This window comes from Paeniglutamicibacter sp. MACA_103 (assembly GCF_045798555.1).
Classification (GTDB): domain Bacteria; phylum Actinomycetota; class Actinomycetes; order Actinomycetales; family Micrococcaceae; genus Paeniglutamicibacter.
The window spans coordinates 18,043-42,914 of sequence record NZ_JBIXLN010000008.1; the positions used below are offsets into that span (position 1 = coordinate 18,043).

At 63.4% G+C, this 24,872-nt stretch carries 17 protein-coding genes; 15 read left to right on the plus strand and 2 right to left on the minus strand.

Going from position 1 to position 24,872, the window contains the following annotated elements:
• Positions 1-2 precede the first annotated feature (2 nt).
• Positions 3-983 (minus strand): AAA family ATPase, encoded by a 981-nt coding sequence (locus ACIPVK_RS05550; RefSeq protein WP_407610967.1) that lies wholly within the window; start codon positions 981-983, stop codon positions 3-5.
• Between the two features lie 182 nt (positions 984-1,165).
• Between ACIPVK_RS05550 and ACIPVK_RS05555 the strand changes: the two genes are divergently transcribed.
• From ACIPVK_RS05555 to ACIPVK_RS05575, 5 genes are all read left to right on the plus strand, one after another.
• Positions 1,166-2,125, plus strand: coding sequence for a TatD family hydrolase (locus ACIPVK_RS05555; protein ID WP_407611041.1), 960 nt, complete (start codon positions 1,166-1,168; stop codon positions 2,123-2,125).
• Positions 2,126-2,447: 322 nt separating this feature from the next.
• Positions 2,448-3,557, plus strand: coding sequence for a transglycosylase family protein (locus ACIPVK_RS05560; RefSeq protein ID WP_407610968.1), 1,110 nt, complete (start codon positions 2,448-2,450; stop codon positions 3,555-3,557).
• Between the two features lie 180 nt (positions 3,558-3,737).
• The gene (gene rsmA, locus ACIPVK_RS05565) at positions 3,738-4,619 is read left to right on the plus strand and encodes a 16S rRNA (adenine(1518)-N(6)/adenine(1519)-N(6))-dimethyltransferase RsmA (RefSeq protein ID WP_407610969.1); all 882 of its coding nucleotides are present in this window, start codon (positions 3,738-3,740) and stop codon (positions 4,617-4,619) included.
• A complete protein-coding gene (locus tag ACIPVK_RS05570) occupies positions 4,616-5,557 on the plus strand; it encodes a 4-(cytidine 5'-diphospho)-2-C-methyl-D-erythritol kinase (RefSeq protein WP_407610970.1) in 942 nt (313 codons plus the stop codon). Before rsmA ends, ACIPVK_RS05570 begins: the two co-directional genes overlap by 4 nt.
• 18 nt (positions 5,558-5,575) lie before the next feature.
• Positions 5,576-7,384: an ATP-binding cassette domain-containing protein gene (locus tag ACIPVK_RS05575; RefSeq protein WP_407610971.1), complete on the plus strand. Its 1,809-nt coding sequence runs from the start codon at positions 5,576-5,578 to the stop codon at positions 7,382-7,384.
• 129 nt (positions 7,385-7,513) lie between these two features.
• Here ACIPVK_RS05575 and ACIPVK_RS05580 read toward each other — a convergent pair whose 3' ends face one another.
• Complete coding sequence (locus tag ACIPVK_RS05580) at positions 7,514-7,921, minus strand: VanZ family protein (protein WP_407610972.1); 408 nt, start codon at positions 7,919-7,921, stop codon at positions 7,514-7,516.
• Positions 7,922-8,833: 912 nt separating this feature from the next.
• On the opposite strand from ACIPVK_RS05580, the gene ACIPVK_RS05585 reads away from it, so the two are divergent.
• From ACIPVK_RS05585 to ACIPVK_RS05630, 10 genes are all read left to right on the plus strand, one after another.
• Positions 8,834-11,458, plus strand: a complete 2,625-nt coding sequence (locus tag ACIPVK_RS05585; protein ID WP_407610973.1) for a LuxR C-terminal-related transcriptional regulator — start codon at positions 8,834-8,836, stop codon at positions 11,456-11,458.
• Entirely contained in the window at positions 11,455-14,142 is a 2,688-nt protein-coding gene (locus ACIPVK_RS05590; protein WP_407610974.1) for a LuxR C-terminal-related transcriptional regulator, read from the plus strand. The genes ACIPVK_RS05585 and ACIPVK_RS05590 overlap by 4 nt, the downstream gene beginning before the upstream one ends.
• A 574-nt stretch (positions 14,143-14,716) precedes the next feature.
• Entirely contained in the window at positions 14,717-16,294 is a 1,578-nt protein-coding gene (locus ACIPVK_RS05595; RefSeq protein WP_407610975.1) for a sugar transferase, read from the plus strand.
• Positions 16,294-17,388 carry a Gfo/Idh/MocA family protein gene (locus ACIPVK_RS05600; RefSeq protein WP_407610976.1) on the plus strand — a complete coding sequence of 365 codons (1,095 nt, stop codon included), beginning with the start codon at positions 16,294-16,296 and terminating at the stop codon, positions 17,386-17,388. Before ACIPVK_RS05595 ends, ACIPVK_RS05600 begins: the two co-directional genes overlap by 1 nt.
• Complete coding sequence (locus ACIPVK_RS05605) at positions 17,385-18,407, plus strand: SDR family NAD(P)-dependent oxidoreductase (protein ID WP_407610977.1); 1,023 nt, start codon at positions 17,385-17,387, stop codon at positions 18,405-18,407. Before ACIPVK_RS05600 ends, ACIPVK_RS05605 begins: the two co-directional genes overlap by 4 nt.
• Positions 18,408-18,440: 33 nt before the next feature.
• Complete coding sequence (locus ACIPVK_RS05610) at positions 18,441-19,580, plus strand: DegT/DnrJ/EryC1/StrS family aminotransferase (RefSeq protein ID WP_407610978.1); 1,140 nt, start codon at positions 18,441-18,443, stop codon at positions 19,578-19,580.
• Positions 19,564-20,295, plus strand: a complete 732-nt coding sequence (locus ACIPVK_RS05615) for a NeuD/PglB/VioB family sugar acetyltransferase (protein WP_407610979.1) — start codon at positions 19,564-19,566, stop codon at positions 20,293-20,295. Before ACIPVK_RS05610 ends, ACIPVK_RS05615 begins: the two co-directional genes overlap by 17 nt.
• Complete coding sequence (locus tag ACIPVK_RS05620; protein ID WP_407610980.1) at positions 20,292-21,449, plus strand: DegT/DnrJ/EryC1/StrS family aminotransferase; 1,158 nt, start codon at positions 20,292-20,294, stop codon at positions 21,447-21,449. The genes ACIPVK_RS05615 and ACIPVK_RS05620 overlap by 4 nt, the downstream gene beginning before the upstream one ends.
• A gap of 107 nt (positions 21,450-21,556) precedes the next feature.
• The gene (locus ACIPVK_RS05625) at positions 21,557-23,011 is read left to right on the plus strand and encodes an oligosaccharide flippase family protein (RefSeq protein ID WP_407610981.1); all 1,455 of its coding nucleotides are present in this window, start codon (positions 21,557-21,559) and stop codon (positions 23,009-23,011) included.
• 130 nt (positions 23,012-23,141) lie between these two features.
• Complete coding sequence (locus ACIPVK_RS05630; RefSeq protein ID WP_407610982.1) at positions 23,142-24,191, plus strand: glycosyltransferase family 2 protein; 1,050 nt, start codon at positions 23,142-23,144, stop codon at positions 24,189-24,191.
• Positions 24,192-24,872: the final 681 nt, after the last annotated feature.

The window sequence follows — 24,872 nt, forward strand, 5'->3', positions numbered from 1 at the left end:
CCCTAGCCGCGGGCCCCGGCGCGCACCGGTATCGCGTTGAGGATGGCCACCAGGATGGATTCGGGGTTGGCGCCGGCGGCCTCGGCCCGGCGGTGCAGGATCAGCCGGTGGCCCAGCACCTTGGCGGCGATGTTGCGCACGTCCTCGGGCAGCACGTAGTCGCGGGCGTTCAGCGCGGCCTCGGCCTTGGCCGCCCGCAGCAGCTGCAGCAGGGAACGCGGGGAGGCACCCAGGCGGATGTCTGAATGCTCGCGCGTCGCCCGGCCCAGGGCCACCACGTATTCCTTCACGGGCTCCGAGACGTAGACCGCCGCGACGGTGTTGATCAGCGTGTGCAGCGCGTCCAGGTCCAGCACCGCTTGCAGGTCGTCCAGCGGCGAGGTGGACTGGTGGGTCTCGAGCATCGCCATCTCCGCGGCGGCGTCCGGGTAGCCCATGGAGATCTTGGCCATGAACCTGTCGCGCTGTGCCTCGGGCAGCGGGAAGGTGCCCTCGAGTTCGATGGGGTTCTGCGTGGCGATCACCATGAAGGGGGTCTCCAGCCGGTGGGTGATCCCGTCGACGGTGACCTGTCCCTCCTCCATGCACTCGAGCAGGGCGGACTGGGTCTTGGCGTTGGCCCGGTTGATCTCGTCGCCGATGACGATGTGTGCGAAGACCGGGCCGGGCCGGAACTGGAACTCGTGGGTGTTCTGGTTGAAGATCGACACGCCCGTCACGTCCGAGGGCAGCAGGTCCGGGGTGAACTGGATGCGGTGCACCGTGCAGTCGACGGACTTCGCCAGGGTCTTGGCCAGCATCGTCTTGCCGACCCCCGGCACGTCCTCCAGCAGCAGGTGCCCCTGGGCCAGCAGGACGGTCAGGGCGGTGCGCGCAACCTCCGCCTTGCCATCGATCACCGTGGCAATCCCGGCCAGCACTTTTTCGCAGACCCGGCCGAATTCGTCGGCGGGAAGAACCTGGGACTCGGTGGAAAGCGACATGCAACGTCCTCCTGGAGCGCATCCGATCGGCGGGCCGTCATAGCCCTTCATCCCCACGATACCGCCAATGTTGTGCCCTGCATCACGCTGAAGCCGCCGAGTCGCCCATCCGCGTACGCTGGATGGGCGAGTGCTCATTGTCCCGGGAGGCCGGGGCACGTAACGAAGGGGACGTGGCAACCATGTCAACGGCAAACCAGCAAGTGGAAAACTCACTGGCCCGGGCGGTGCCGGCGGCCTACCTGCCGACCCCGGCGGCGGTCGAATCCGGGGCGCCGAGCCGCAGCACCCAGGACGAACAAGGCAAGAAGCGCGACCTCTCCTACCCTCCGGCCCCGGCGCCGCTGCCCTTTGGCGTGCCCGACAACCACACTCACCTGGATTTCCGTGACGGTTCGGTCCATGTCACCGTCGCCCAGGCGCTGGACGCGGCGAATGCGGTGGGCGTGCCCGGGGTCATCCAGGTCGGCTGCGACGTGGAATCCTCCGAATTCGCCCTCCGCGCCGCCGAGCAGGACCCGCGCGTGCTGGCGGCCGTGGCCATCCACCCCAACGACGCCGCGCGCCTGGCCGCGACCGGGGACCTCGAGGGTGCGATTGCCCGGATCGAGGAGCTGGCCGCGCACGACCGCGTGCGTGCGGTGGGCGAAACCGGGCTGGACTATTTCCGCACCGGCGAGGCCGGCCGCCCGGCTCAGGAACACTCCTTCCGCGAGCACATCCGCATCGCCCGCGAGCACTCCAAGGCCCTGCAAATCCACGATCGTGACGCACATCTCGATGTGGTGCGCGTCCTGGAAAGCGAGGAACTTCCCGAGCGCGTGGTCTTCCACTGTTTTTCCGGCGACGCGGAACTGGCCCGGATCTGCAATGCGAACGGTTGGTACCTCTCCTTCTCCGGCACCGTGACATTCAAGAACTCGCACGACCTGCGCGATGCATTGTCGGTGGCCAACCCCGAATTGGTGCTGGTGGAGACCGACGCCCCGTTCCTCACCCCGCACCCCTACAGGGGTCGTCCGAATGCCAGCTACCTGATCCCGCAGACGGTGCGTTTCATGGCCGAATCCATGGGTGCGGACCTGGAGGAATACTGCCGGACGCTGGCCGCAAACACGAGGCGTGTCTACGGGGACTTTTAGCCCATTTTGTGCACAAGGCAAGCACGAAGTGCTTGCGGCCTTATTACGATTCGGTTACGGTTGGTTTTTAGTAGCCGGGATCGGGGAAGGTTCCCGGGTGCATTTGATTCTGCCTGCGGCAGGGGAAACCCTGCTCCGCAGCGCGACATCGACAGATGAAATGAATTGGATTGTGCTCGCACCAATCAATGGGCACACGGTGGGCTGCGCCCGGTTTTGCCGGGAGCAACCGTTCACCCGCCGTGTACGCATCGATCTGCCCCCGTGCCCGGGTTAGACCTAAGTTTGGAATCCTGTGCAGAATGCCCTTAAGAATCGTTGGGTGAAGATCGGCGCGCAAGCAGCCGTTTTGACCGCGTTGATACTCGGTTTGGTCATGTTCGTCGGAGGCAACAAGACCCTCGCCGTGGCCGTCGATGGCGAGAGCCAGAGCATCACCACTCGCGCCGCCACCGTGGCAGAAGTCTTGGAGGACTCATCGATCACACTCGATGAGCTCGATGTCATCACCCCGGCACTGGATGCACCGGTAGCCGACGGGGCCGTCATCGACATCAAGCGCCACAAGGAAGTCAACGTGAACATCGACGGCGTGGACCGCGTCGTGCACACCACCGGGCTGACCGTGGCAGACGTCGTGGACCAACTCAACCTTTCCGAAAAGGCACAGATCGAGCAGGGCCGGACACTGTCCCTCGCCTCCTTGGTCACCCCGATCGACATTTCCACTCCCAAGGATGTCTCGATCAAGGCCGATGGCAAGACCAAGAAGCTGAACACCACCGCCGAGACGGTTGGCGCGGCGCTCAAGGAAGCGAAGATCTCCCTGGGCAAGGATGACGAGCTCAACGCCAAGGGCTCCGACGCCGTCACCCATGACATGGAACTGAAGATCGTCCGCGTCAAGACCAAGACCGTCACCGAGACCAAGGTCATCGCCCACGGCACCGACACCGTCAAGGATTCCGACGCACTGGTCGGCACCAGGAAGACCCTGGAAGAGGGCAAGGACGGCGAACGCACCCTCACCTACACCGTGACCCTGCGCGACGGCAAGGAATCCAAGCGCGAACTCGCCAGCGACAAGGTCACCACCAAGGCCGTCGACGCCGAGGTCTCCGTGGGAACCAAGCCGAAGCCCAAGCCCAAGACCGAGTCCAAGACGACCTCGACCCCCGGCAGCGTTTCGAGCACCTGGGCCGCGCTGGCCAAGTGCGAGTCCGGCGGCAACTGGTCGATCAACACCGGCAACGGCTACTACGGCGGCCTGCAGTTCTCCGCCAGCAGCTGGCTCGGTGCCGGCGGCGGCAAGTACGCCCCGCTGCCGCACCAGGCATCGCCATCCGAGCAGGTTGCCACGGCCGAAGTGCTGCGCAGCAGCGGCGGCTGGGGACACTGGCCGGCATGCTCCAGCAAGCTGGGCCTGCGCTAGCCACCTCCAGGGCCAACCGGCCCGACGCACCATTGCAGGGTGCACCTGATTTCGCAATGAACCATGGGTTCCGCCTCCACCGGGGGCGGGACCCATTGTTCATGGCAGCAACATCCCCGTGACCGGCCCCCAGGGTCGCCCCGGTCGGCGGGCCACGGGCCCCTGAACTAGGATTGAGACGTGACTTCCGTAGAATCGACCCCGCCTCCACTGCTCGGCGCCACCGAGATCCGCCGCCTTGCCGGTGAACTCGACGTGCGCCCCACCAAGACCCTGGGGCAGAACTTCGTCATCGACGGAAACACCATCCGGCGCATCGTGGCCACCGCCAAGCTCGATCCGACCGAGACGGTGCTCGAGGTCGGACCCGGCCTCGGTTCGCTGACACTGGGACTGCTCGATGCCGCCGCCCGCGTTGTCGCGGTGGAAATCGACCCCAAGCTCGCGGCCCGGCTGCCGCAGACCGTCGCCGAAATGCGCCCGGAAAAAGCCGATAACCTCACGGTGGTCCTCTCCGACGCCATGAAGGTCACCGAGCTGCCGCACCCGCCCACCGCCCTGGTGGCCAACCTGCCCTACAACGTCGCGGTGCCCGTGGTACTGCACCTGCTCGAGCACTTCCCCTCGCTGCAGCACGGCCTGGTCATGGTCCAGGACGAGGTCGCCGACCGCATGGCCGCGCACCCGGGCAACAAGACCTACGGGGTGCCCTCGGTCAAGGGTGCTTGGTACGGCACCATGCGCAAGGCAGGGGTCATCGGCATGAACGTCTTCTGGCCCGCGCCCAAGATCAACTCCGGGCTGGTCAGCTTCGAACGCGGCACCCCGCCGGAGACCACCGCCACCCGTCGCGAGGTCTTCGCGGTCATCGACGCGGCCTTCGCCCAGCGCCGCAAGACGCTGCGCGCCGCCCTGGCCGGCTGGGCCGGATCCCCGGCACTGGCCGAGGCCGCCCTGGTGGCCGCCGGCGTCGACCCGCAGGCCCGCGGTGAGAAGCTGGGCATCGCCGAGTTCGCCGCGATTGCCGAGGCAAAGGTCGCCCACGAACCGGCCGCCCCATGACCCAGGCCGTTGTTGCCCGGGCCCCGGGGAAAATCAACTGCTACTTCCGGGTCGGACCGCCCCGCGAAGACGGCTACCACTCCGTGGCAAGCCTGTACCTGGCCGTCTCGCTCTACGAGGACGTCTCGGCCACCGCGCGGGAAGACGAGGAAATCCAGGTCTTCCTGCACCCGGATTCCACCGCGGTCTCTGACCCCGAGTCCTTCCCGCTGGGCCCGGACAACCTGGTGGTCAAGGCCGCAACCCTGCTGCGCGAACACACCGGGCACTACGCCGGGGTCGATTTGTGCATCACCAAGCGCGTGCCGATCGCCGGGGGCATGGGCGGGGGATCGGCCGACGCCGCCGCCGCGCTCGTGGCCTGCAACGCACTGTGGGGCACCGGGCTGAACCGCGAGGAACTCTCCCGCCTCGGCGCCCGCCTGGGCGCCGACGTCCCCTTCGCCCTGCACGGCGGCGCGGCCGTCGGCCTGGGCGTGGGCGACGAGCTGGCGCCGCTGCTGCTGCGCACGCGCACCGACTGGGTGCTGGTCCCGGCCTCCTACGGGCTGTCCACCCCGCGGGTGTACGGCATGCTCGACAGGCTGCGGGCCAACGAGCAGGTCGAAACCCCCAGCGAGGTCGACCCGCGCATGATCGGGGCGCTACTGGACGGCGACCTGGACGCGCTGGCACCCCTGCTGGTCAACGACATGACCCGCGCCGCCCTGGCCCTGGCGCCGGAACTGGGCGTGGTGCGCGACGTGGGCGAGGCCGCCGGCGCCCTGCACGCGCTGGTTTCCGGCTCCGGTCCCACCCTGGCACTGCTCGCCCGCGACCAGGCCCACGGCGCGGAAATCATCGCCCAGCTGTCCGACGAAGCGGGCGTGGCAACCCTGCAGGTCCACGGCCCGGTCCCCGGCGCCGGCATCCTGCCCACACCCATCGAAACCCCGTAACAAAAGGAGCACCAAACCGTGGCCCACCTGCTCGGCGCCGAAAACGTCTCGATGTCCTTCGGCACCCGTACCGTCCTCGACTCGCTGTCCCTGGGACTCGAGGACGGGGACCGCATCGGCATGGTCGGGCGCAACGGCGACGGCAAGTCCACGCTCATGCGCCTGCTGGCCGGACGCATGAGCCCCGACGAGGGCCGGGTGACCAAGCGCGGAGACGTGCGCGTCGCCTACCTGGACCAGTCCGACGTGCTCGACGGGGACCTCTCCGTGGGCACCGCCATCGTGGGGGAGGCCGCGGACCACGAGTGGGCCTCCAACCCGCTGGTGCGCGAGGTCATGGGCGGGCTGGTCGGCGAGGTCGACTGGCACGCCGAGGTCAACTCACTCTCCGGTGGCCAGAAGCGCCGAGTCGCCCTGGCCAAGCTGCTCATCGGCGAGCACGAGGTGATCATGCTCGACGAGCCCACCAACCACCTCGACGTCGAAGGCGTCGCCTGGCTGGCGGCGCACCTGAAGAACCGCTGGCGCGCGAACGCCAACGGGCTGCTCGTGGTCACCCACGACCGCTGGTTCCTCGACGAGATCTGCACGCGGACCTGGGAAGTCCACGACGGCACGGTCGACCCGTTCGACGGCGGCTACGCCGCCTACGTGCTGGCCCGCGCCGAGCGCGACCGCACCGCCTCGGTGGTGGAGAACAAGCGCCAGCAGCTGGTCAAGAAGGAACTGGCCTGGCTGCGCCGCGGCGCCCCGGCCCGCACCGCCAAGCCCAAGTTCCGCATCGAGGCCGCCAATACGCTGATCGCCGACGTGCCAGCCGCCCGCGACACCGTGGAACTGAACAAGATGGCCACCGCCCGGCTGGGCAAGGACGTGCTGGACCTCGAGCACGTGTCCCTGGACTTCGGCACGCCCAAGCCCTTGTTCAACAACATCACCTTCCGCCTGGCCCCGGGGGAGCGCGTGGGCATCGTGGGCGTCAACGGCGCGGGCAAGTCCACGCTGCTGCGCCTGCTCAACGGCCAGATCGAGCCCACCAGCGGGGTCATCAAGCGCGGCAAGACCGTGAAGACCGCGATCCTCACCCAGGAGGTCAAGGAGCTCGACGAGGTCAAGGACATGCGCCTGATCGAGGTCATCAAGGCCGAGCGGATGTCCTTCGAGGTCGGCGGCAAGGAAGTCTCCGCCGGCCAGCTGGCCGAGCAGCTGGGCTTCGGCACCGACAAGCAGTGGACCCCGGTCAAGGAGCTTTCCGGTGGCGAGCGCCGCCGCCTGCAGCTGCTGCGCCTGCTCATCGGGGAGCCCAACGTGCTGATGCTCGATGAGCCCACCAACGACCTCGACACCGACACCCTGGCCGCCATCGAGGACATGCTCGACGGCTGGCCGGGCACCCTTGTGGTGGTCTCCCACGACCGCTACCTGCTCGAGCGCGTCACCGACCACCAGGTCGCGCTGCTGGGCGACGGCAAGCTGCGAGGGCTGCCCGGCGGCGTCGACCAGTACCTGGAGCTCCGCTCCGGCGCACAGGGCGGCGGCAGCACCGGTGCGCCCACGGACAAGTCCGGCCCCGCCGCGGCGGCCGAGTCCACCGGCCCCAGCGAAGCGGAAAAGCGCGAAGCCCGCAAGGAACTGAACCGCATCGAGCGCCAAATGGGCAAGCTTGAAACACTGGTCGCCAAGCTCCACTCCCAAATGGCGGTGGCCTCCGAGGCCATGAAGTTCGACGAGGTCTCCACGCTCAATGCCACCCTGCGGGGCGTCGAGCTGGAAAAGGAAGACCTGGAAATGGCCTGGCTGGAGGCCGCGGAAACCGTGGGCGAATAGCCCCGAGCCGTTTCCGTCGCGGCATCCGCCCGCGCACCGGCGCACCCCGGCTTCGAGGCAACGGCCTCGGCCGTGGTGTGTCGGCGGCGGTGGGACGTTGCCGCGCCTACGGGCATTGTCCCCTGGGTGCTATGTCGACTCGTAAGCCCGCCGGGTCCGCGCGGACCTGGTCCGCAGCGCGGTATGGGTCAGGTATGCACCGAATGCGGCGCCCAAGGCATTGCAGATGACGTCGCGCACTGAACCGACGCGGCCGTCCAGGAAGAAGTATTGGACCAGTTCGATACCGATGGAAAGTCCCACGGCGGACAACCACCCGACAACCAGCCGTCGACGGGAAAAGACCAGCGGCAGAAGCATGCCAAGGGGAACGAAGAACAAGACATTGGCGGCCGCTTCAACGTGTCCGAAACGCACGCCGAGCAGCACGTCATGTCCGTGGACTGCGTCCAAGACACCGCCCACGGTCTCCGGCAACCGCATGTCTCCGAGCCTGAGCATGAACGCCACGACAAAGACGATCGACAGATAGGCCACAATGGCGCCTACGGCCCGGCGTTGAATTATCGGCCGCGAAATCATCGCTCACCCGAGGAAGAACGAACGTTCCAGTGGGCACCCGTTGTCGATGACCCCCGCCATGTCGATGGTGTGATTGCGGCAATTTTGGTGACTTCCGGGGGCCGTCGGGGGCACCCGGGAATTGCAGGCCTTCGGTTTCGGTCCGCCATCGGATGGCTCCGGACCTTGCGGTCGGTGACGCACATCGAGTAGCGGCCCGGGCCCGAGCGGGGAACCGCCAAACCTCCCTCCAGCCGTGGCATTGGCTTCTCCCTCTCTTTCGACCGGCGAGTCGAATGCCTCGTCCGATCAACTGTGCATGGTCGCCAGGCACATTGGCAAGCATCGTTGGCCGCCGGCCCAAACACGCAAGCTTCCGAGCCAAGGAGGCGGACAGGAATATTGCCGTGGCATCATCGCGACCCTGCGCCGTGATGACCCCGGACAACCAGGTTCCGCGTCGCTGGATCTCCGAGTGCCTAATTGGACCCCGGGACACGGGTATCACCCGCGCATGCTGACCATCCAAGGCACCATTCCGCACTACGCAGGCCCGGGCCTGCGCCAATCGGGATTGCGCTTCTTGGCCCCACCCCTTGTGCAACACGAATCGGCGCGGGAGACTTTGTACTGAAGTAAAAGAACGGTGAAGCACGGCGGCAATTTTCGATCGAGCCAAATTCGGCGGACATCAAGGGTTGCCGCGCAGGGGGACAGGAGTACCAGGGAACACTTCATGCGGGGATTGCTCTTGCTGGCTGGGGGGTCAGCAAGGCAAACAACTAGTGATTTCTCGATACTTGCCGTCTAAGATGGCCAACAACGCCGACAAAGCGATGCATCTGGGCGTACTTGGGGAAAGAACCGATTTTGGGGACGGTTTTTACGATGCTGTATTCGCAATATTTAACTGAAAAGCACGTTCGAAATACGACTGGACTCTTGGGGGAGACCAGCATTTCGTTTGCGATGGTGGATCCGGCCGAACTGATCCATGGGATTCTTGCCGACCCCGGCAGCGGTGGAGCAGTGCTAGTTGGCCCTGCCGGCAATGGACGCCAGGATGCCTTTGAAGCCGCATTTTCCCGTCTGGACGGGCAACCCGAGCTCATCCGGCTCAATGGCACAAGTTTTGCCTTGCACGTGCCCAGGGGTGCCCTCGCATTCCTGCTCTCGCGGTTGGACGTCGGCATCGAAGCGTCCCGTCATGAAATCATCCACGGGCTTGCAGGACTGCTCTGCCCGGAAGGGCGCCCGGCCGTGGTGCTTCTGGGACGCCCCGAACTTGTCGACGAACAATCGGCATCCATTTTGGCGCAATTGGCGGCCATGAGGAAGATCGTCCTGGTGGTGGTTTGCGAACGGCTTCAGGACCTTCCACAGGATGTCCTTTCGCTCTATCGATCCGGGCGGCTGGCAAGAGTCACCATGCGCAGCATGGACATGGGAGAAACGCGAAGCTTCCTGGAACACGAACTCGGCAACACGATGTCCATGCTCGCCGCAGCCACGCTTCGATATTTGACGGACAACAATCGGGACTTGATGTTGAAGCTGGCCCGCATCTGGGTTTCCGAGGGCCAGCTGCAACAGCACCGGGGCGTTTGGGTCCTGCGGCTGGGCACGCTGGGCGGCGGTCCGGCGCTCAATGCCATGATGAATTCAATGCTCTCTGGCCTGAAGCAACCCGAGCGGCGGCTGTTGCAGGCCTTGGCCATTGGTGGGCCGATCGCGCTCGACATGGTCCACCGAAACGGATTGGCGCGGGAGCTTGACGCCCTATGCGGGAGCGGGCATGCCCACGTCGCCCAAGGACACGTTGCCCAGGTGGAGATCGGCGTTCCCCTCTTGTCGCTCCTGTTGCGCGAAGGCCTTGATGAAGACCTGCGTCCGGGCGTCGAAGAAAGCCTTGCCAGGCTGCATACCGATCCCGTTGCCGCGCAGGCTCGGACCTCCATGCGGGCACTGGTAGACATAGGGGCTGTCCAAGAGATGGTCGCCGTGGCCGAGGCCTTCGGAGTGGAAGGATTCACCGCGGAAGCTTGGCCGCGCGACCCGGAACACCGGATCGCAATCCTGAACCTGCACGTGAAAGCCCTACTTTCGCTCCATCGAGCCGGAGACGCGGCAACGCTCCTTGCCGGAGCCGAAACAGGTTTCAGGGACGTGCGCTACGAATGCGGTTTGGGCGACCGAATGGCTTCGGCAGGGCAGGAACTGGAGATTCTCAAGAGCCGGGTGCTCAGAGGTGCCGGCGGGGGCCCCGCGGCCGATGTCCTTCAATCGGGCGGCAATCCGGTCGATTGCACCGAATGGCACACCGAATCGCTGCACCTCCGGGCGCTGACGATACAAATTCTTGGATGGGCGGCCCGGTCGCGCCAGAGCGATGCCCTGAATGCAGTTGAACAGATCAGCTCAGACCTGGCCGCGCTGAGGATCAATGGGCAATTTGAAGAACTCTTTTCTGCGGATGAGGCGGCCGAGCTCGAAGCCATGATCCTGCAGACCCAATTGACGGCGGGGAACTGGCGGGGTGCGGCACTCAGGGCCCAGGTGTTGGCCAGCGGCCAATACCCCAACCCGAGGGTCGTTGCCTACGCGGATGCGGTTCAGGGCATCCTGTTTGGGCTCTTTGACGAAGCCGAACACGCCTTGCAGGTGCTCAACCCCGCCATGCAGCAATTTGTGTTCACTCCGGATGCGGCCGAACGTGCCGCAGTTGAGGCGGTGGCCACGTATTCGCTGGTATCCATGGGACGGAGCGCCGAAGCCACGGAACTGCTGCTCAAGGAGCCGGAACCAGCACGATCCGAAATGCCGCTGAACTTCTTCTCGTGGGTGGCCGAGGTCTTCTCTTCCCTCTCCGTGGCCCGGATCAACGATCTGGGCTCGGGACAATCCAGGCTGGCCGCCTTTGCCGACAAGGCCCACGGCGCGGGGTATGCAGGACTGGAGATGCACACACTGGCGTTGGCGCTGAGGCTGGGACATTTTGAGGAGACCGACCGGTTCCAACGAGTCGCCATGGCCTGCCAGGGCGCGGTTGCCCTGCAGTTCGCGCGACTGGCCGGGTCGATTCGCCAGGGCGATAAGGCCGGCATGCTTGATGTCTTGGAAGAACTGGCACGATCCGGGCAGGTTTTGTTGGCGGTCCCTGCATCCAACGCCTTGATCGATGCCTTGGACACGAAGGATCAGCGCCGACTGGCCACTTCGCTTTCCCGGCTGAAACGCCAATGCGCCGACAGCCGACGCAGGCCCTTCGAAACGGATCAAGAGCCGGTGGAAAAATTGCCCAGCTGGATGAAGGAGCTAACCAAGCGAGAGTCGCAGGTTGCCCTTCTGGCCATTGACGGCCACGGCAACTCCGAGATCGCGCGCAGCAGTGGCGTTTCGATTCGTACCGTGGAAGGACATTTGTATCAGGTCTATTCCAAGCTGCAAGTCCGAAATCGACAGGAACTCACCGCCCTCGACCGGGCAACGAGGCGCGCAGCGGGCAAGAGATGAGCATACTGGCCCAGAGGGACCGCGAAGACTCGCTCGAGTACCGGGAACTGCTCGACATCGTCACCAGTCCGGAGCCGAGTGGCGCCATAGTGCTGGGGAGCATCGGCATGGGCAAGACCAGCCTGGTCGAAGCAGTGCTGGCACATCCGGATGCGCCGGCCCCTGTGATGCGGCTATTTTGCAGCCCCACTTTGGCCGATGTGCCCTACGGCGCTTTGTCGCCGTATTTGGGGTCTCTGCAACGAATCGAGGGTCCGGTTGAAGTCCTGCGCGAAATCAACAAGAGACTCGAGTCGGCTGCCATGGGAAACCTGAAACCAGTAGTCGTGGTCGAGGACGCGCACCATCTCGATGCGGAATCCGCGTTCGTGTTGTCCCTCTTGATGGAGAACGCTGCGCTGAAACTGATTGCCATTGGAGCCGGCGTCCTTGCCAGCGACTCGTCCTTGGCAACGCTCTCCGATTCCGAGGCGCTGTCCACCATCGTGGTGCAGCCGCTCGGCCTCGACGGCGTCCGGGCGCACGTCGAGGAATTGGTAGGCGGCAGGATCAGCGAGGGAACTGCACGGATCATTCTTGCCACCAGCGGCGGCAATCCCAGTTTCGTCCAAGCCTATGTTTACTCCTGCAGGGAACAAGGAATCCTGTTTAGCGACCGTGCATTTGCGCATCAAAACGGCGACGAGCCGTCGATATGGATCCTTGCGCGCCCGCTGCCGGCGGCGGATGACCGGCTGACGGACCTGGTGACGGAGATCCATGGACTGACCCCGCCGGCCGAACAGCGCACCCTTGAAATGCTGGCTCTTGGGGGTCCCTTGCCGGGCAAACTCTTGGCCGCGTGCGGCTGCCCCTACCGGCACCTGCTGGGTTCTGGCGAATTGCGGCAGACATCGGACTCCACGATTCGCATCAGCTCCGCATTGCATGAAGCCGTGCTGCGCCGGATCGTCACGGCACAGCGAAAAGCCGAACTATTCGCCCTGTGGGAAGGGTCGCGCCAAGACCTTGGTCTTCACCCAACACCAACGCAGGTGCTCTGGGGAATCGAAATCGGGGTAGAGACCGAATCCGAAGTTGCGCTTCGTGCCGTTCAACAAGCCGCTGATTCCCTAGACTTCGAACTGGCATGGAAACTTTGTACCGCTTCGGAGATGGCGGCCAAAACCGAGCAGGGTGCACTGCTTGAAGCCACCGTGCTGATGGGAATGGGGCGTTATCACTCGTCGAGATCGCTATTGGTCAGGCTCATGGAACAGACCCATGATGCGACCACGTTGACCACGGCCTTTAAGCAGCTGCTGATCGTCCTGAGCAATCTGGGCGCAGAAGCCCATGACAGAGAGGTCATCGAGCAACTCTGGGAACATCGCGCCGGTCAATTCGACGAAAGCTTGGGCCTGGATGAAATCGTGAAGGGGCATCGGACTGCTGAACTGATTCTGGATTATTGGAATTCCCTAAACACTCCGGATGCCGCACGCCCGCTCACCTCGGAACTCGAATTCCTCCTCGAGGATCCGGAGATGGTTCCTGAGGGCCGGCTCGTCGTGCTATCTCTGCTCAGCGATCTGCATAGCATCGAGGGGCACAACGAGACCGCTCTCGGCCTTGCGCGTCAAGTGTTGGAGGGGCTGGGGCGATACCCGAGACTGGAAGGAATCTATCAGTCAAACACTGTCTTTCGCGTCGGCTGGAACCTAATCTTCTCCGGGCGGTATTTCGAGGCCAAGGAATTCATCGACTCCTATCGGGGCAACTCCATTCACCTCATCGTGCATCGCCAAGGCATGCTCGCGCTCCTTCATGGGCTGGGCGACCTGTTGCAGGGCCGAAAGGCAAACGCCCTTGACGAATTTGCGGAGGCCGTCATGGAACTTCGGCTGAGGGACCCCGCCCAGTTGCTGGCCCTGGCGTCATGCATGTACGAATGGGCATCGGGCCATGTCGGGGTTTCCGTGCCCGGCAGCTGGTCGGGGGCCCCTCTCGGTCCCGAGAACGACGACGGGCTGCGAGCCAAAGCCCTGACCGATTCCCCCTCGGCCCGGCGACTCTTTGCCAGGGCCGTCGCAGCGAGTATTGGGAACGCCTTGGGCCACGAAAAAGTCACGGACTTTCCGCTCATGGAACGTGAAATGTTGCTCTTCGGCACGGCTCAATTGGATCATGGGGAACTGCTGGGACATCCCTCGCAAGAACGGTTGGCAACCGTGCTCGAAGGCCATCAGGGCTCCCGGGCAGGGTTCGTCGCACGCCTGGTGACGCTCAGGGGGCGAAACGACGCCGAAGCCCTGGAAAGCCTTGGACGGGAGGCCCTGCACCAAGGTGAATATCGGATCGGGACCGAGGCATTGACCAGAGCCGCCCTCAGATACTTGGCCGAGGGAGAGCCGCGAGTCTGTGGTGCGATCCTTCGCCAGGTGGGGCGCATCATCGAGGAGCAGGGCCTTGTGGCCGAAAACCATATCGCTCGCGCCTTGGCTTTCACGGAGCTGACAGCCAGGGAAAAGGAAATCGTTGATCTGGCGCGTTCCGGGATGAACAACGCCCGGATTGCCCGGGAACTGACCGTCTCCCAACGGACGGTGGAGGGGCACCTCTACAGGGTGTTCTCCAAACTGGGCATCTCCGAGCGCTCGGAACTGAATGCCATGGACCTCGAGCCGGGTAACGGCAGCACTTAAACAACCGCGATCCACGCAATGTTGAAGTAAGAACCACCCGTGTCAAGTATCGACGGAGCTACGTAAGCTCTTTTACAGGGAGAAACGCAGGAAAAATGCGATTATGTCCTGTCCGAACGAGTTACCTCTAATTCCCGCCGACCATGGCGGGTCTGGACTCATCCCTAGGGCGGGACCGGCGGCCAGCGGACCCTCAAAGGTCCACCCCCCAGCGACCGTCGGTCCCCTTTTACGATCAAGTCCCCATGCCGAACGCATTTTGCGAAAGGCATGGGGCTTGATTGCTTTTGGGCCCAAAAATGCGAATTAGGTGTCGGCCAAGTATTGACCAAGTAGCAACCGAGTGTCCCTTTCATCCGGTACTTGGATAAACGAGTGTCGGCCCACTCGTGCTTGATTTCCGCCTGCAATCTACGCTCGGTCTTGACCGGGGCACATAACCACTCGCGTGGGAACTTGGGGGCCCCGAATTGTTACTGCATCATTGGGGAGATTGCACCTATGTGTAAAAATCGGGCCGAACACCTTGCCCATTTCCACTGTGTTGATTCAGATCACACGGTGGGGGCAAGCGATGTCGCAGATTAGCGGAAGGCTGGACGGGCGCAAGCTCGGACCGTTCCAGGCCTGGAGTTCAACGACTCTTCCGGTAACCGCTTCGGTTGCCGGCATCAAGGCCGGCGTCGGGGGTCGCAGGTATCGCCGACGTCTGCTGCTGACCGACGTATTGATCATCTGCATGGCCAGCGTCCTGCCGGCCGCCGTTGCGATGGGTGCGGTGCAAGATGCAGGCGGAAGCGGCCGAGCCCTGGCGCATAGTCTCGGGTTGACGGATGTGACTGTCGCCCAGCCGCCTCGCTTCGCACTGGCCGGCATCATCGTTGCCGGTTGCTGGATCTTGAGCCTGAAGTTCTTCAGGACCCGCGCCATTGGCCGAATCGCGGTGGGAATGCAGGAATACAAGTTCCTGGCATATGCCACCGTCGCGCTCGCCGGTGCCATCGGGGGCCTCGCACTGATCACGGCCACCACCGATTTGCGCATTTTTGTCGTGCTTAGCCTGCCTGTCGGTCTTGGAGCACTCCTGGTCGGACGTTGGGGATGGCGCCAATGGCTGGCCATCCAGCGGGCGCGGGGTTTCGCGTTGAGCAACGTCCTGATCTACGGCCAAGCCAAGGACGCCCCCTATGTGGTGCGCCAGATATCCCGGAAGTCGGGCCCGGCATACCGTGTGGTCGGCGTGCTCCTTGATGGAGAACCCGACATCGAAGCGGAAAACAAGATCCGGGCGGTGGACCCGACCTTGCCGATGATTTACGACTCGGGCCGGATCGAGGACGAGGTTCGTCGCCTGGGCGCCGACGCGTTGGTGGTGGCCGGCCCCCTGACCGGGGGAAACCGCGCGATCCAGGAGCTTGGTTGGCGGCTGGAAACCTGTGCCGCCCAGCTGATCCTCGTTTCCTCGCTGACCAACGTCTCCGGGCACCGGGTACGCATGAGCCCGGTGGACGGCATGCCGTTGCTGCACGTTGACTTGCCCGCCTTCACGGGCTGGCGCTACGCACTCAAGCGCGGCATGGACGTCGCGTTCTCGGGAGCCGTGCTGTTGTTGCTTTTGCCGGTCCTTCTCGTCATTGCCCTGGTCATCCGCCTGGACAGCCCGGGGAAGGTCTTCTTCAAGCAGGAGCGCGCCGGACGCGCCGGCACACCGTTCAAGATGTACAAGTTCCGCACCATGGTGGACGACGCCGAAGCACAACTGGCCAAGCTCCATTTGCTCAACGAAGGCTCCGGACCACTTTTCAAGCTCAAGGACGACCCCCGCATCACCCGGGCGGGAAGCTGGCTGCGCCGGCACTCCCTGGATGAACTGCCGCAGTTCTTCAATGTCCTCAAGGGCGACATGTCCGTGGTGGGTCCCCGCCCGCCGCTGCGCAGGGAAGTCGCAGAGTACGAGGGACATACCTACCGCAGGCTCTACATCAAGCCCGGGGTGACGGGGCTGTGGCAGGTCAGTGGCCGCTCGAACCTGGACTGGGAGGAAAGCGTGCGGCTGGACCTGTACTACGTGGAGAACTGGACGGTCCTCAGCGACCTGCGCATCGTGTGGCGCACGTTCAGAGTCATGATCCAACCGGAAGGAGCCTACTAATGAGCGTCGCACCCGAAACGAGTCTTTACCCAGCACTGCGTGTGGCCGTGATCGGCGCCGGTTACTGGGGGCCCAACCTGGCACGAAACTTTGCGATGAGCTCCGATTGGGAGCTAGTCGCAATCTGCGACATGGATCTGGAACGGGCCGGCGCACTGGCACGCAAAACGGGGGAGCCGGCGGTGGTGTCCTCGGTGGAGGACCTGCTGCGGGACCATGACATAGACGCGGTGGCCATCGCCACTCCCGCCCGCACCCACCATGGGATCGCGATGGCGGCCATTGCCGCAGGCAAACACGTGCTGGTGGAGAAACCGCTGGCCGACAACAGCGTGCACGGAACCCAGATGGTGGAGGCGGCTCGTGCCGCCGGAACCATCCTGATGGCCGACCACACCTACTGCTACACCCCAGCGGTGCTCAAGATCCGCGAGCTCCTGCAATCCGGAGAATTGGGCGAGATCCTGTACATCGATTCGGTCCGCATCAACCTGGGCCTTGTGCAGCCGGATGTGGACGTCTTCTGGGACCTGGCCCCGCACGACCTGTCGATCCTGGATTTCGTGCTCCCCGGCGGACTTCAGCCACTGTCGGTAACCGCCCAGGGAGCAGACCCGTTGAACGCGGGCAAGGCCTGCATCGGATACCTGAACATGCCCCTGGCTAACGGGGCCCTGGCCCACATCAACGTCAATTGGCTTTCTCCGACCAAGATCCGCCAAATGGTGATCGGCGGCAGCCGCAAAACACTGGTGTGGGACGACCTGAACCCGCAACAGCGCTTGAGCATCTTCGACCGCGGGGTAAACCTGGATCGCCAAGCAATGATCAGGGCGGATGCCGAGGACCGCAAGGGGGCCACGATCTCCTACCGGCTGGGGGACACCTGGTCGCCGGCGCTTTCGGAATTCGAGCCCCTGGGACTGATGGTGGCCGAATTCGCCTCGAGCATCCGCTCGGACAATCCGGCGCCGACCGACGGGCTTTCGGCACTGCGCGTGCTGAAGGTCCTGGAAGAGGCAAGCGCAAGCCTGGCAACCGGTTCGTTGCCGCAAACCCACAAGCCTGATTCCAGTTTGGAGACTGCATCATGAACGAGAACCTGAATTCATTGGCGGGAGGCCGCTACCTGGTGACAGGCGGGGCCGGAACCATCGGCTCGGAAATCGTCGACCAGCTGCTGGCGGCCGGTGCGGCGCGTGTCGATGTCCTGGACAACCTGGTGCGCGGGCGCCGGAGCAACATCGCCGAGGCGCTGGCCACCAGCAAGGTCAACCTCATCGAGGGGGACATCGCCGACAGGTCATTGGTACGGGACCTCGTGCAGGGGCAGGACGTGGTCTTCCACCAAGCCGCGATCCGCATCACCCAATGCGCCGAGGAGCCACGCCTGGCCGTGGAGGTGATGGTCAACGGGACGTTCAACGTCCTGGAAGCGGTCGTCGATGCGAAGGTGCCCAAGATCGTTGCGGCCTCCAGCGCTTCCGTGTACGGAATGGCCGAGGAATTTCCAACCACCGAACGCCACCACCCGTACAACAACGACACGCTCTACGGCGCCGCCAAGACCTTCAACGAGGGAATGTTCAAGAGCTTTCGCTCCATGTACGGCCTGAACTACGTGATGCTGCGCTACTTCAACGTGTACGGGCCCCGCATGGACGTGCATGGTGCCTACACCGAGGTGCTGGTGCGGTGGATGGAACGCATTGCCGACGGGCTGCCGCCGCTGATTTTCGGCGACGGAAGCCAAACCATGGACTTCGTCTTCTCGACGGACATTGCACGCGCCAACCTGCTCGCGGCGGCTGGCGGGATCAACGAAGGCGTATACAACGTGGCCAGCGGAACCGAAACCAGTCTGCGGCAGCTGGCGGAAACCCTGTTGGTGGCCATGGACTCGGACCTGGGCATCGACTTCGGCCCCGAGCGGGCGGTGAACTCGGTGGTACGCCGGCTGGCGGACACTTCCGCGGCCCGACGCGATTTGGGCTTCGAGGCAACCACCGAGCTGGAAGAGGGGCTGGAAAAGTTGGTCGAATGGTGGGCCCCGCTTCGCGAAGAGGTGGCTGCGGGGCGAAACGTGGGCCACAAGGTCAGCACCAGAACCTAAATGAACATCGGGACTTCCTTGGGGGGAAGAACAATGAATCGCATCAGTGTCATGAAACCGTGGCTGGGCACGGCTGAATCCGAGGCGCTCGCCGAGGTCGTAGCCTCCGGCTGGGTCGCGCAGGGACCGCGGACCGCTGCCTTCGAAGAGGCCTTCGCACAACACCAGCACGTCCGGCACGCGGTGGCGGCATCAAGCTGCACCACCGCCCTGCAACTTGCATTGATTGTGGCGGGCGTGAAATCTGGCGATGACGTTGTGGTGCCCTCCTTCTCCTTCATCGCCACGGCCAATGCGCCCACCTACCTGGGTGCCCGACCCGTGTTCGCCGACGTTGAGTCAGCGACGGGAAATGTCACCGCGGACGCGGTTGAACGGGTGCTGACCAACAAAACGACGGCGATCATCGCGGTTGACCAGGGTGGCATGCCGCTGGACCTGGAACCCCTGCGGCGGATGTGCGACGAACGCGGCATTGCCCTGGTCGAGGATGCCGCATGCGCGGCCGGGTCAACCTACATGGGGGCTCCGGTCGGCGGCGGAGCGGATGTGAGCGCCTGGTCGTTCCACCCCCGGAAGTTGCTGACCACCGGCGAGGGCGGAATGCTGACGACCAACAATCCCGACTGGGCGTCCCGGGCCCGGCGCCTGCGGGAACATGCCATGGATGTCTCGGCGGCCGAGCGACATGGCTCGACCCTCGCACCGCAGGAACACTACGGGGAGGTTGGATACAACTTCAGGATGACTGACCTGCAGGCAGCCGTGGGACTGGTGCAATTGGCCAAACTCGACGAGATGGTGCAGCGACGGCGAGAACTTGCGTCACGGTACCGCGCGGCATTCCATGACGTGTCGGGTCTGCGGTGCGCCCAGGACCCGGAGTACGGAACCTCGAATTTCCAGTCCTTCTGGATTGAGGTCCTGCCGGAATTCCGAATGGACCGGGAACACTTGCTCGAAAAGCTGGCCGCCGACGAAATCTCTGCACGAAGGGGCATCATGGCCGCCCACCAGCAGCAGGCTTACGCGGGTCATTCGGGGATTTCCGCACCGTTGCCGGTGACCGAACGGCTGACGGCCAATACCTTGATCCTGCCGTTGTATCACGAGCTTGCCGAACACGAGCAGGACCGCGTGATATCAAGTGTGCTCAATGCCGGTGGTGAATGAAATGGCCAGGCTACTTTTGATTGCTGCCGGCGGGCTGGCACGCGAGGTCATCTCCTCCATCAAGCAAACCGGCGACCATGAGGTCGTCGGTCTGCTCGATGACGATACTGCCTTGCACGGGCTGGCGGTCGGGGGCGTTCGCGTGCTGGGCGGCTTGAACCTGGCTGCAGATTCCGACACCGAATTTCTGATCTGTGCGGGCCAGGGCCGTGCACGGGCAGCCATCGCCGAACGCCTTTGCGGGCTGGGGGTGGGAGCTGATCGGTATGAAACGCACGTGCATTCCTCCGTCCTCCTCGGTGCGGGCTCCTTCATCGGTAGTGGCAGCATCCTCTTGGCCGGCTGCGTCGCCACCTGCGATGTTTCGATTGGCCGGCACTGTGTGCTGATGCCCCGGGTCATCCTGACCCACGACGACAGCCTTGGAGACTTCGTGACAGTGGCTGCCGCAGTGACACTGGGTGGACGCGTGGCAGTTGGCCGTGCGGCATATCTGGGAATGAGTGCCGCGGTGCGCCAGGACCTGAACATCGGCCGTGATGCGGTGTTGGGCATGGGATCCGTTCTCCTGCAAGACCTTCCCGCCAGCCAGGTATGGGCAGGGAACCCCGCCCGGCTCCTGGCAACACGGACAGGCGGTGGTGCCAAGACCCAAGGATTGGTTCATCCGCCTGCCAATGACAAAAACGTGGAACGACAGGGGGCGAGCTCATGAGCACCATCCCGGTGGCAGTACAACAGATCCCATTGGTGGATTTGAAGGCACAACAACGCGAAATCCAGGATGTGGTGGACGCCGGGCTCGCCGAGATCTTTGAAAGCACGGCCTTCATCGGAGGCAAGGCTGTCACGGAGTTCGAGAATGCCTACGCCGGCTTCCTGGGTGCCGAGCACTGCGTGGGTGTCGGCAATGGGACGGACGCATTGGAATTGGCTTTGCGCGCCTGCGGAATCGGCCCCGGGGACGAGGTCATCCTTCCGGCGAACACCTTCATAGCCACCGCTGAGGCGGTCAGCAGGGTGGGAGCCATCGTGGTGCCGGTGGACGTGGACCGGCGGTACCTGCTGATTGATCCATCAGCCGTCGCCCAGGCGGTCACAGCCCGCACCCGGGCCATCATGCCTGTCCATCTCTTCGGCCAGACGGCATTCGTCGAGCAACTCGAACCCATCGCCGCTGCGTGCGGTGCAGTGATCATCGAGGACGCCGCCCAATCACAAGGTGCCAAACGGTTTGGGCGCAGCGCCGGGACGCTTGGACTCGCAGCGGGAACCAGTTTCTATCCAGGAAAGAACCTTGGGGCAGCCGGTGATGCCGGAGCGGTTCTAAGCAACAACGAGGAACTTGCCGAACGCGTGCGCATGCTTTCGGCGCACGGCAGCCGGGAGAAGTACAGGCACGAGGCCGTCGGCGTGAACTCCAGGCTGGACGCGGTGCAGGCGGTGGTGCTCAGCGCCAAGCTGGCACACCTGGCCGCATGGAACGAACTCCGAAGCCAGGCGGCGGCACGCTACCGGCTGCTGTTGGAGGGTGAGTCCGCAATCACGTTGCCGCTGCAGGCCAAAGGCAATGATGATGTCTGGCATCTGTACGTGGTGCGCCTACCCGAACGAGATCGGGTCTTGGAAGAACTCAATGCCGCGGGAATTGGTGCGGGCATCCACTACCCCACACCCGTGCATCTGACCGAGGCGTTCGCCCACCTTGGCCATGGGCCGGGTTCCTTTCCGGTGGCCGAACAAGCTGCGCAGCAGATCCTCTCGCTGCCGATTTATCCACACATCACCGACGAGCAGCAACAACGGATTGCCGATTGCTTGAGTGCTTCCGTGGGGACCATTCCGAAGACGAGATCCGCGAGCGTGTGACCGTGCATACCAAAATTCGTAGTTTATCTCGTAGACGCTTCGACGCAGACTTGCTTCCCAAGGCGTCCAGCGTCCCGGTACGTGACGTTCATGCGCACGGGGCGGCCTTGGGCAGCGCCGTGCGCAAGGGCGCGATCTGGTCGGCAGGTGGAACGATCATGTTGCGCCTGAGCAATGTCGTTGTTATGGCGTTGGTCGCCCGCATCCTTTCACCCGAGGACTTCGGCGTGTTTGCGCTGGCAATTACAGTGCATGCCTTCTTGATCAGCCTCGCTGAATTAGGCGTCGCGGCCTCGATCGCCCGCGCCGATCTGGACTTGGAGAAGATCGCCCCAACTGTGAGCACCATTGCCATCGTCTCGAGCCTGGCATTGGCCGCTCCTATGTTTCTCTTGGCCGCCCCTTTGGCCCTGCTGCTCGGATCGGCTGAGGCAGCAGACGCGATTCGCATTCTGTCCATCGGGGTGGCATTCATCGGTCCATTTGCCGTTCCGGGTGCCATCTTGCAGCGCGAGTTCCGCCAGCACATGGTCTTCGTCGCCACGATCGCTGGCTTCTTGCCGGGCAGCACCTTCTTGGTGTGGTCGGCGCTCACCGGCGGCGGTGTCGAGGCTCTGGCTTGGTCCCGTGTATTGGCCCAAGCCATTAGTGGTCTGGTCATGATCTTGTGCTTAAGGAAGTTCTACCGTCCGGGGCTGCGTTGGACGATCGTGGGCCCGCTGCTTGGCTTCGGGCTGCCCTTGGCCATGTCGAACTTACTCAGCCAAGTCCTGTTGAACATTGACAATGTGTTTGTGGCTCGGCTTCTGGGCGTGGAAGAACTCGGTGCCTACTCGATCGCGTTCGCCGTGTCGGTGTGGTCCACCGCCGTATTGGGAACGATGCTCAATTCCGTTGTGTTGCCTGGAATCACCTCTGTGGTGCGCGACGGGGGAGCGCTGGACGAAGCCGTGGCCTCGGCAGTGCGGATCGTGGCGTGGGTTGCTGCGCCCATTTGCACCCTAACCTTTGCCTTTGCCTCACCGCTCATCCGCATGGTCTATGGCCGGCAATGGGACGCTTCAGGGCCGGTCTTACGTTCTTTGGCCGTTTATGGATTCGTTTTTGTGCTGGGCCTGCTCTTTGCCAATGTCATTATCGCCACCGGACGCACGTCGGCACTTTTCTGGGTCCAGTTTTTTGCACTTTTGGCCTTGTTACCGGCCTTGCCTCTGGGTATCAGCATCGGAGGACTCGTCGGTGCCGGGTGGGCTCACGTCGCAGTCGTTGCATGTGTGACGCTGCCTGCCTACCTGTACTCCCTTCGCAAAACAACCGGCATTCGTCTCGCATCGATCCTTACCGAGACCTTGCCTCCGCTGGCCGCAGCCGTTGTGGCTGCGACGATCGCATATTTCGCTACGATGACTTTTTCCTCGGCAACGACACAAACGCTGTTTGGTGGAAGCCTGGGTACGATCCTTTACCTCGGAATGACCTGGCGAACCGGACGCAGGATCCTGTTCCCCGGCCTGAACCGCACGGCCATCACGCAGGCCCCTTTGGGAAGGAGCCGGTCATGAAGAGGCTTGGAAAGTTCTATCCCACCTCGATACCATCGCGCCAGCGAAGTGCGATAGGCATCCCGTCACGTTTGCCCGGCGGAATCGGACGATCGGGTGCACACTTGGCGACAGATCCGGAGGCTACCCGATGATACGCCTGGCCAAACCACTGCCTACCGGCAGCCACACGCCGCATGTGCACGTAGTGGTGCCCTGTTACCGCTACGGGATGTTCCTTGAAGGGTGCGTCGAGAGCATTATCCGCCAGCCGGGAGTTCGTACGACGGTTCACATCATTGATGATGCCTCCCCTGATGGAAGTTTTTCCGTAGCCGAACGCCTTGCTTCGCTGCATCCAAATGTTAAGGCCGAGAAGAACGACGTGAACATTGGCCACATCGCAACCTACAACAAGGGGCTGTCGCGAGCGGAGTCCGACTACCTTGTACTGCTCTCGGCCGACGACCAACTTGCGCCGGGAGCGCTGCAACGGGCCGTTGCGCTCATGGAATGCCACCCCGAAGTAGGACTGGTCTACGGTCATCCGCAGACTTTTGATACAGAGCCACGAGTGTCGTTCAGCACTCGTCACTCGTGGTCGATCTGGACCGGGTCGAATTGGATTGATCGACAGTTCCGTCGCGGATTAAGCATCATTTACAGCCCGGAAGCGGTGGTGCGCACCAGCCTGCAACACCAAGTCGGCTACTACCTGCCCGATCTGCCGCACTCGGGAGACCTGGAGATGTGGTTGAGAATGGCTGAAAATGCCTCCGTGGGACGTATTAATGGGCCAGACCAAGCCTACCGACGGGTTCACCCGGCCAGCATGATGAACAGCCAGTTCGCCGGCGTTGTCACCGATTTGTACGAACGGCGGCGGGCATATGAATGGTTCCTGCGATCGGAAACGGCCCCAGAAGCGGTGCGCACTCGCCGCGCCCACATCATGAACCGGCGACTCGCAGAAGAAGCGTTGGGATGGGCTGCGGACGCTCGCCGGGGAGGCCAGTCGAATTCGAACTTGGACGAAGCGGTTGAATTTGCCCTGAAAATTTTTCCAGACGCTTCCGTACTGCCGATGTGGATGGCTGCATCGACAGATAGTAAGGGCGGAATCTGGCAGGCGGCAATGCAAACGCGACAAACGATGGCCGACAAACTCAGATGGCGGCGTTGGCGCCATCTGGGAAATTGATTAGGGGCGCAAAATGAATGACACGATGAAACAGGAACCACAGGTGGTTTATTGCTCGGATGAACTGCTACTCTCCCCGATAAGGCATGACGATCTAGGGGCCATTGGACGGGAAGTCGTCATCGGGGGTTCCGCACCCACGGCCATGGAGGAAGACGTCGCCGACATCCACGCGTGGTTGCTGCGACAAAATACCGTACTTGTCGGATTTCGTAATTTGACTATCGATATCTATAGCTTTTTGTATCGACCACGTAGGACGATGGAGTCAGCCGCGCATGGGGGAAGGCTACTTGGGGTATCTATGCGCGCAAGGGTTGTAAATACTGGGGGAACAAGATGAGAATCGGATTTCTGTATCCTGCGCGTGATCCGTTGAATCCAAACAATTGGTCGGGGACGCCAGCTGGGTTGGCAACGGGGCTTCTGGATAACGGTGTCGATGTGGTTCCTATCGGCACTCATATTCCGCATGGGATCCACGAGGCCGTGGCCCTACTTTCTCGTATGACCGGCAAACGTGGTGCGGTTGCGGATCGGATGTACATACGCCAGTGGGCCCGCACCCGGGCGTTGTCGAAGAGCTTGGACCTAGCCGGTGAGCTCGATGCAGTCCTGGCCATGGGAACAGAAATGTATGACCTCGCGGAAGTATTGCGGGGTAGGTTTCCGTGCGCTACC

Bases quoted from the DNA above. Each gene is read 5' to 3' on its own strand.
- ACIPVK_RS05550 (WP_407610967.1), bottom strand. From the start codon at position 983: ATGTCGCTTTCCACCGAGTCCCAGGTTCTTCCCGCCGACGAATTCGGC.
- ACIPVK_RS05555 (WP_407611041.1), top strand. From the start codon at position 1,166: ATGTCAACGGCAAACCAGCAAGTGGAAAACTCACTGGCCCGGGCGGTG.
- ACIPVK_RS05570 (WP_407610970.1), top strand. From the start codon at position 4,616: ATGACCCAGGCCGTTGTTGCCCGGGCCCCGGGGAAAATCAACTGCTAC.
- ACIPVK_RS05585 (WP_407610973.1), top strand. From the start codon at position 8,834: ATGCTGTATTCGCAATATTTAACTGAAAAGCACGTTCGAAATACGACT.
- ACIPVK_RS05590 (WP_407610974.1), top strand. From the start codon at position 11,455: ATGAGCATACTGGCCCAGAGGGACCGCGAAGACTCGCTCGAGTACCGG.
- ACIPVK_RS05595 (WP_407610975.1), top strand. From the start codon at position 14,717: ATGTCGCAGATTAGCGGAAGGCTGGACGGGCGCAAGCTCGGACCGTTC.
- ACIPVK_RS05600 (WP_407610976.1), top strand. From the start codon at position 16,294: ATGAGCGTCGCACCCGAAACGAGTCTTTACCCAGCACTGCGTGTGGCC.
- ACIPVK_RS05605 (WP_407610977.1), top strand. From the start codon at position 17,385: ATGAACGAGAACCTGAATTCATTGGCGGGAGGCCGCTACCTGGTGACA.
- ACIPVK_RS05610 (WP_407610978.1), top strand. From the start codon at position 18,441: ATGAATCGCATCAGTGTCATGAAACCGTGGCTGGGCACGGCTGAATCC.
- ACIPVK_RS05615 (WP_407610979.1), top strand. From the start codon at position 19,564: ATGCCGGTGGTGAATGAAATGGCCAGGCTACTTTTGATTGCTGCCGGC.
- ACIPVK_RS05620 (WP_407610980.1), top strand. From the start codon at position 20,292: ATGAGCACCATCCCGGTGGCAGTACAACAGATCCCATTGGTGGATTTG.
- ACIPVK_RS05630 (WP_407610982.1), top strand. From the start codon at position 23,142: ATGATACGCCTGGCCAAACCACTGCCTACCGGCAGCCACACGCCGCAT.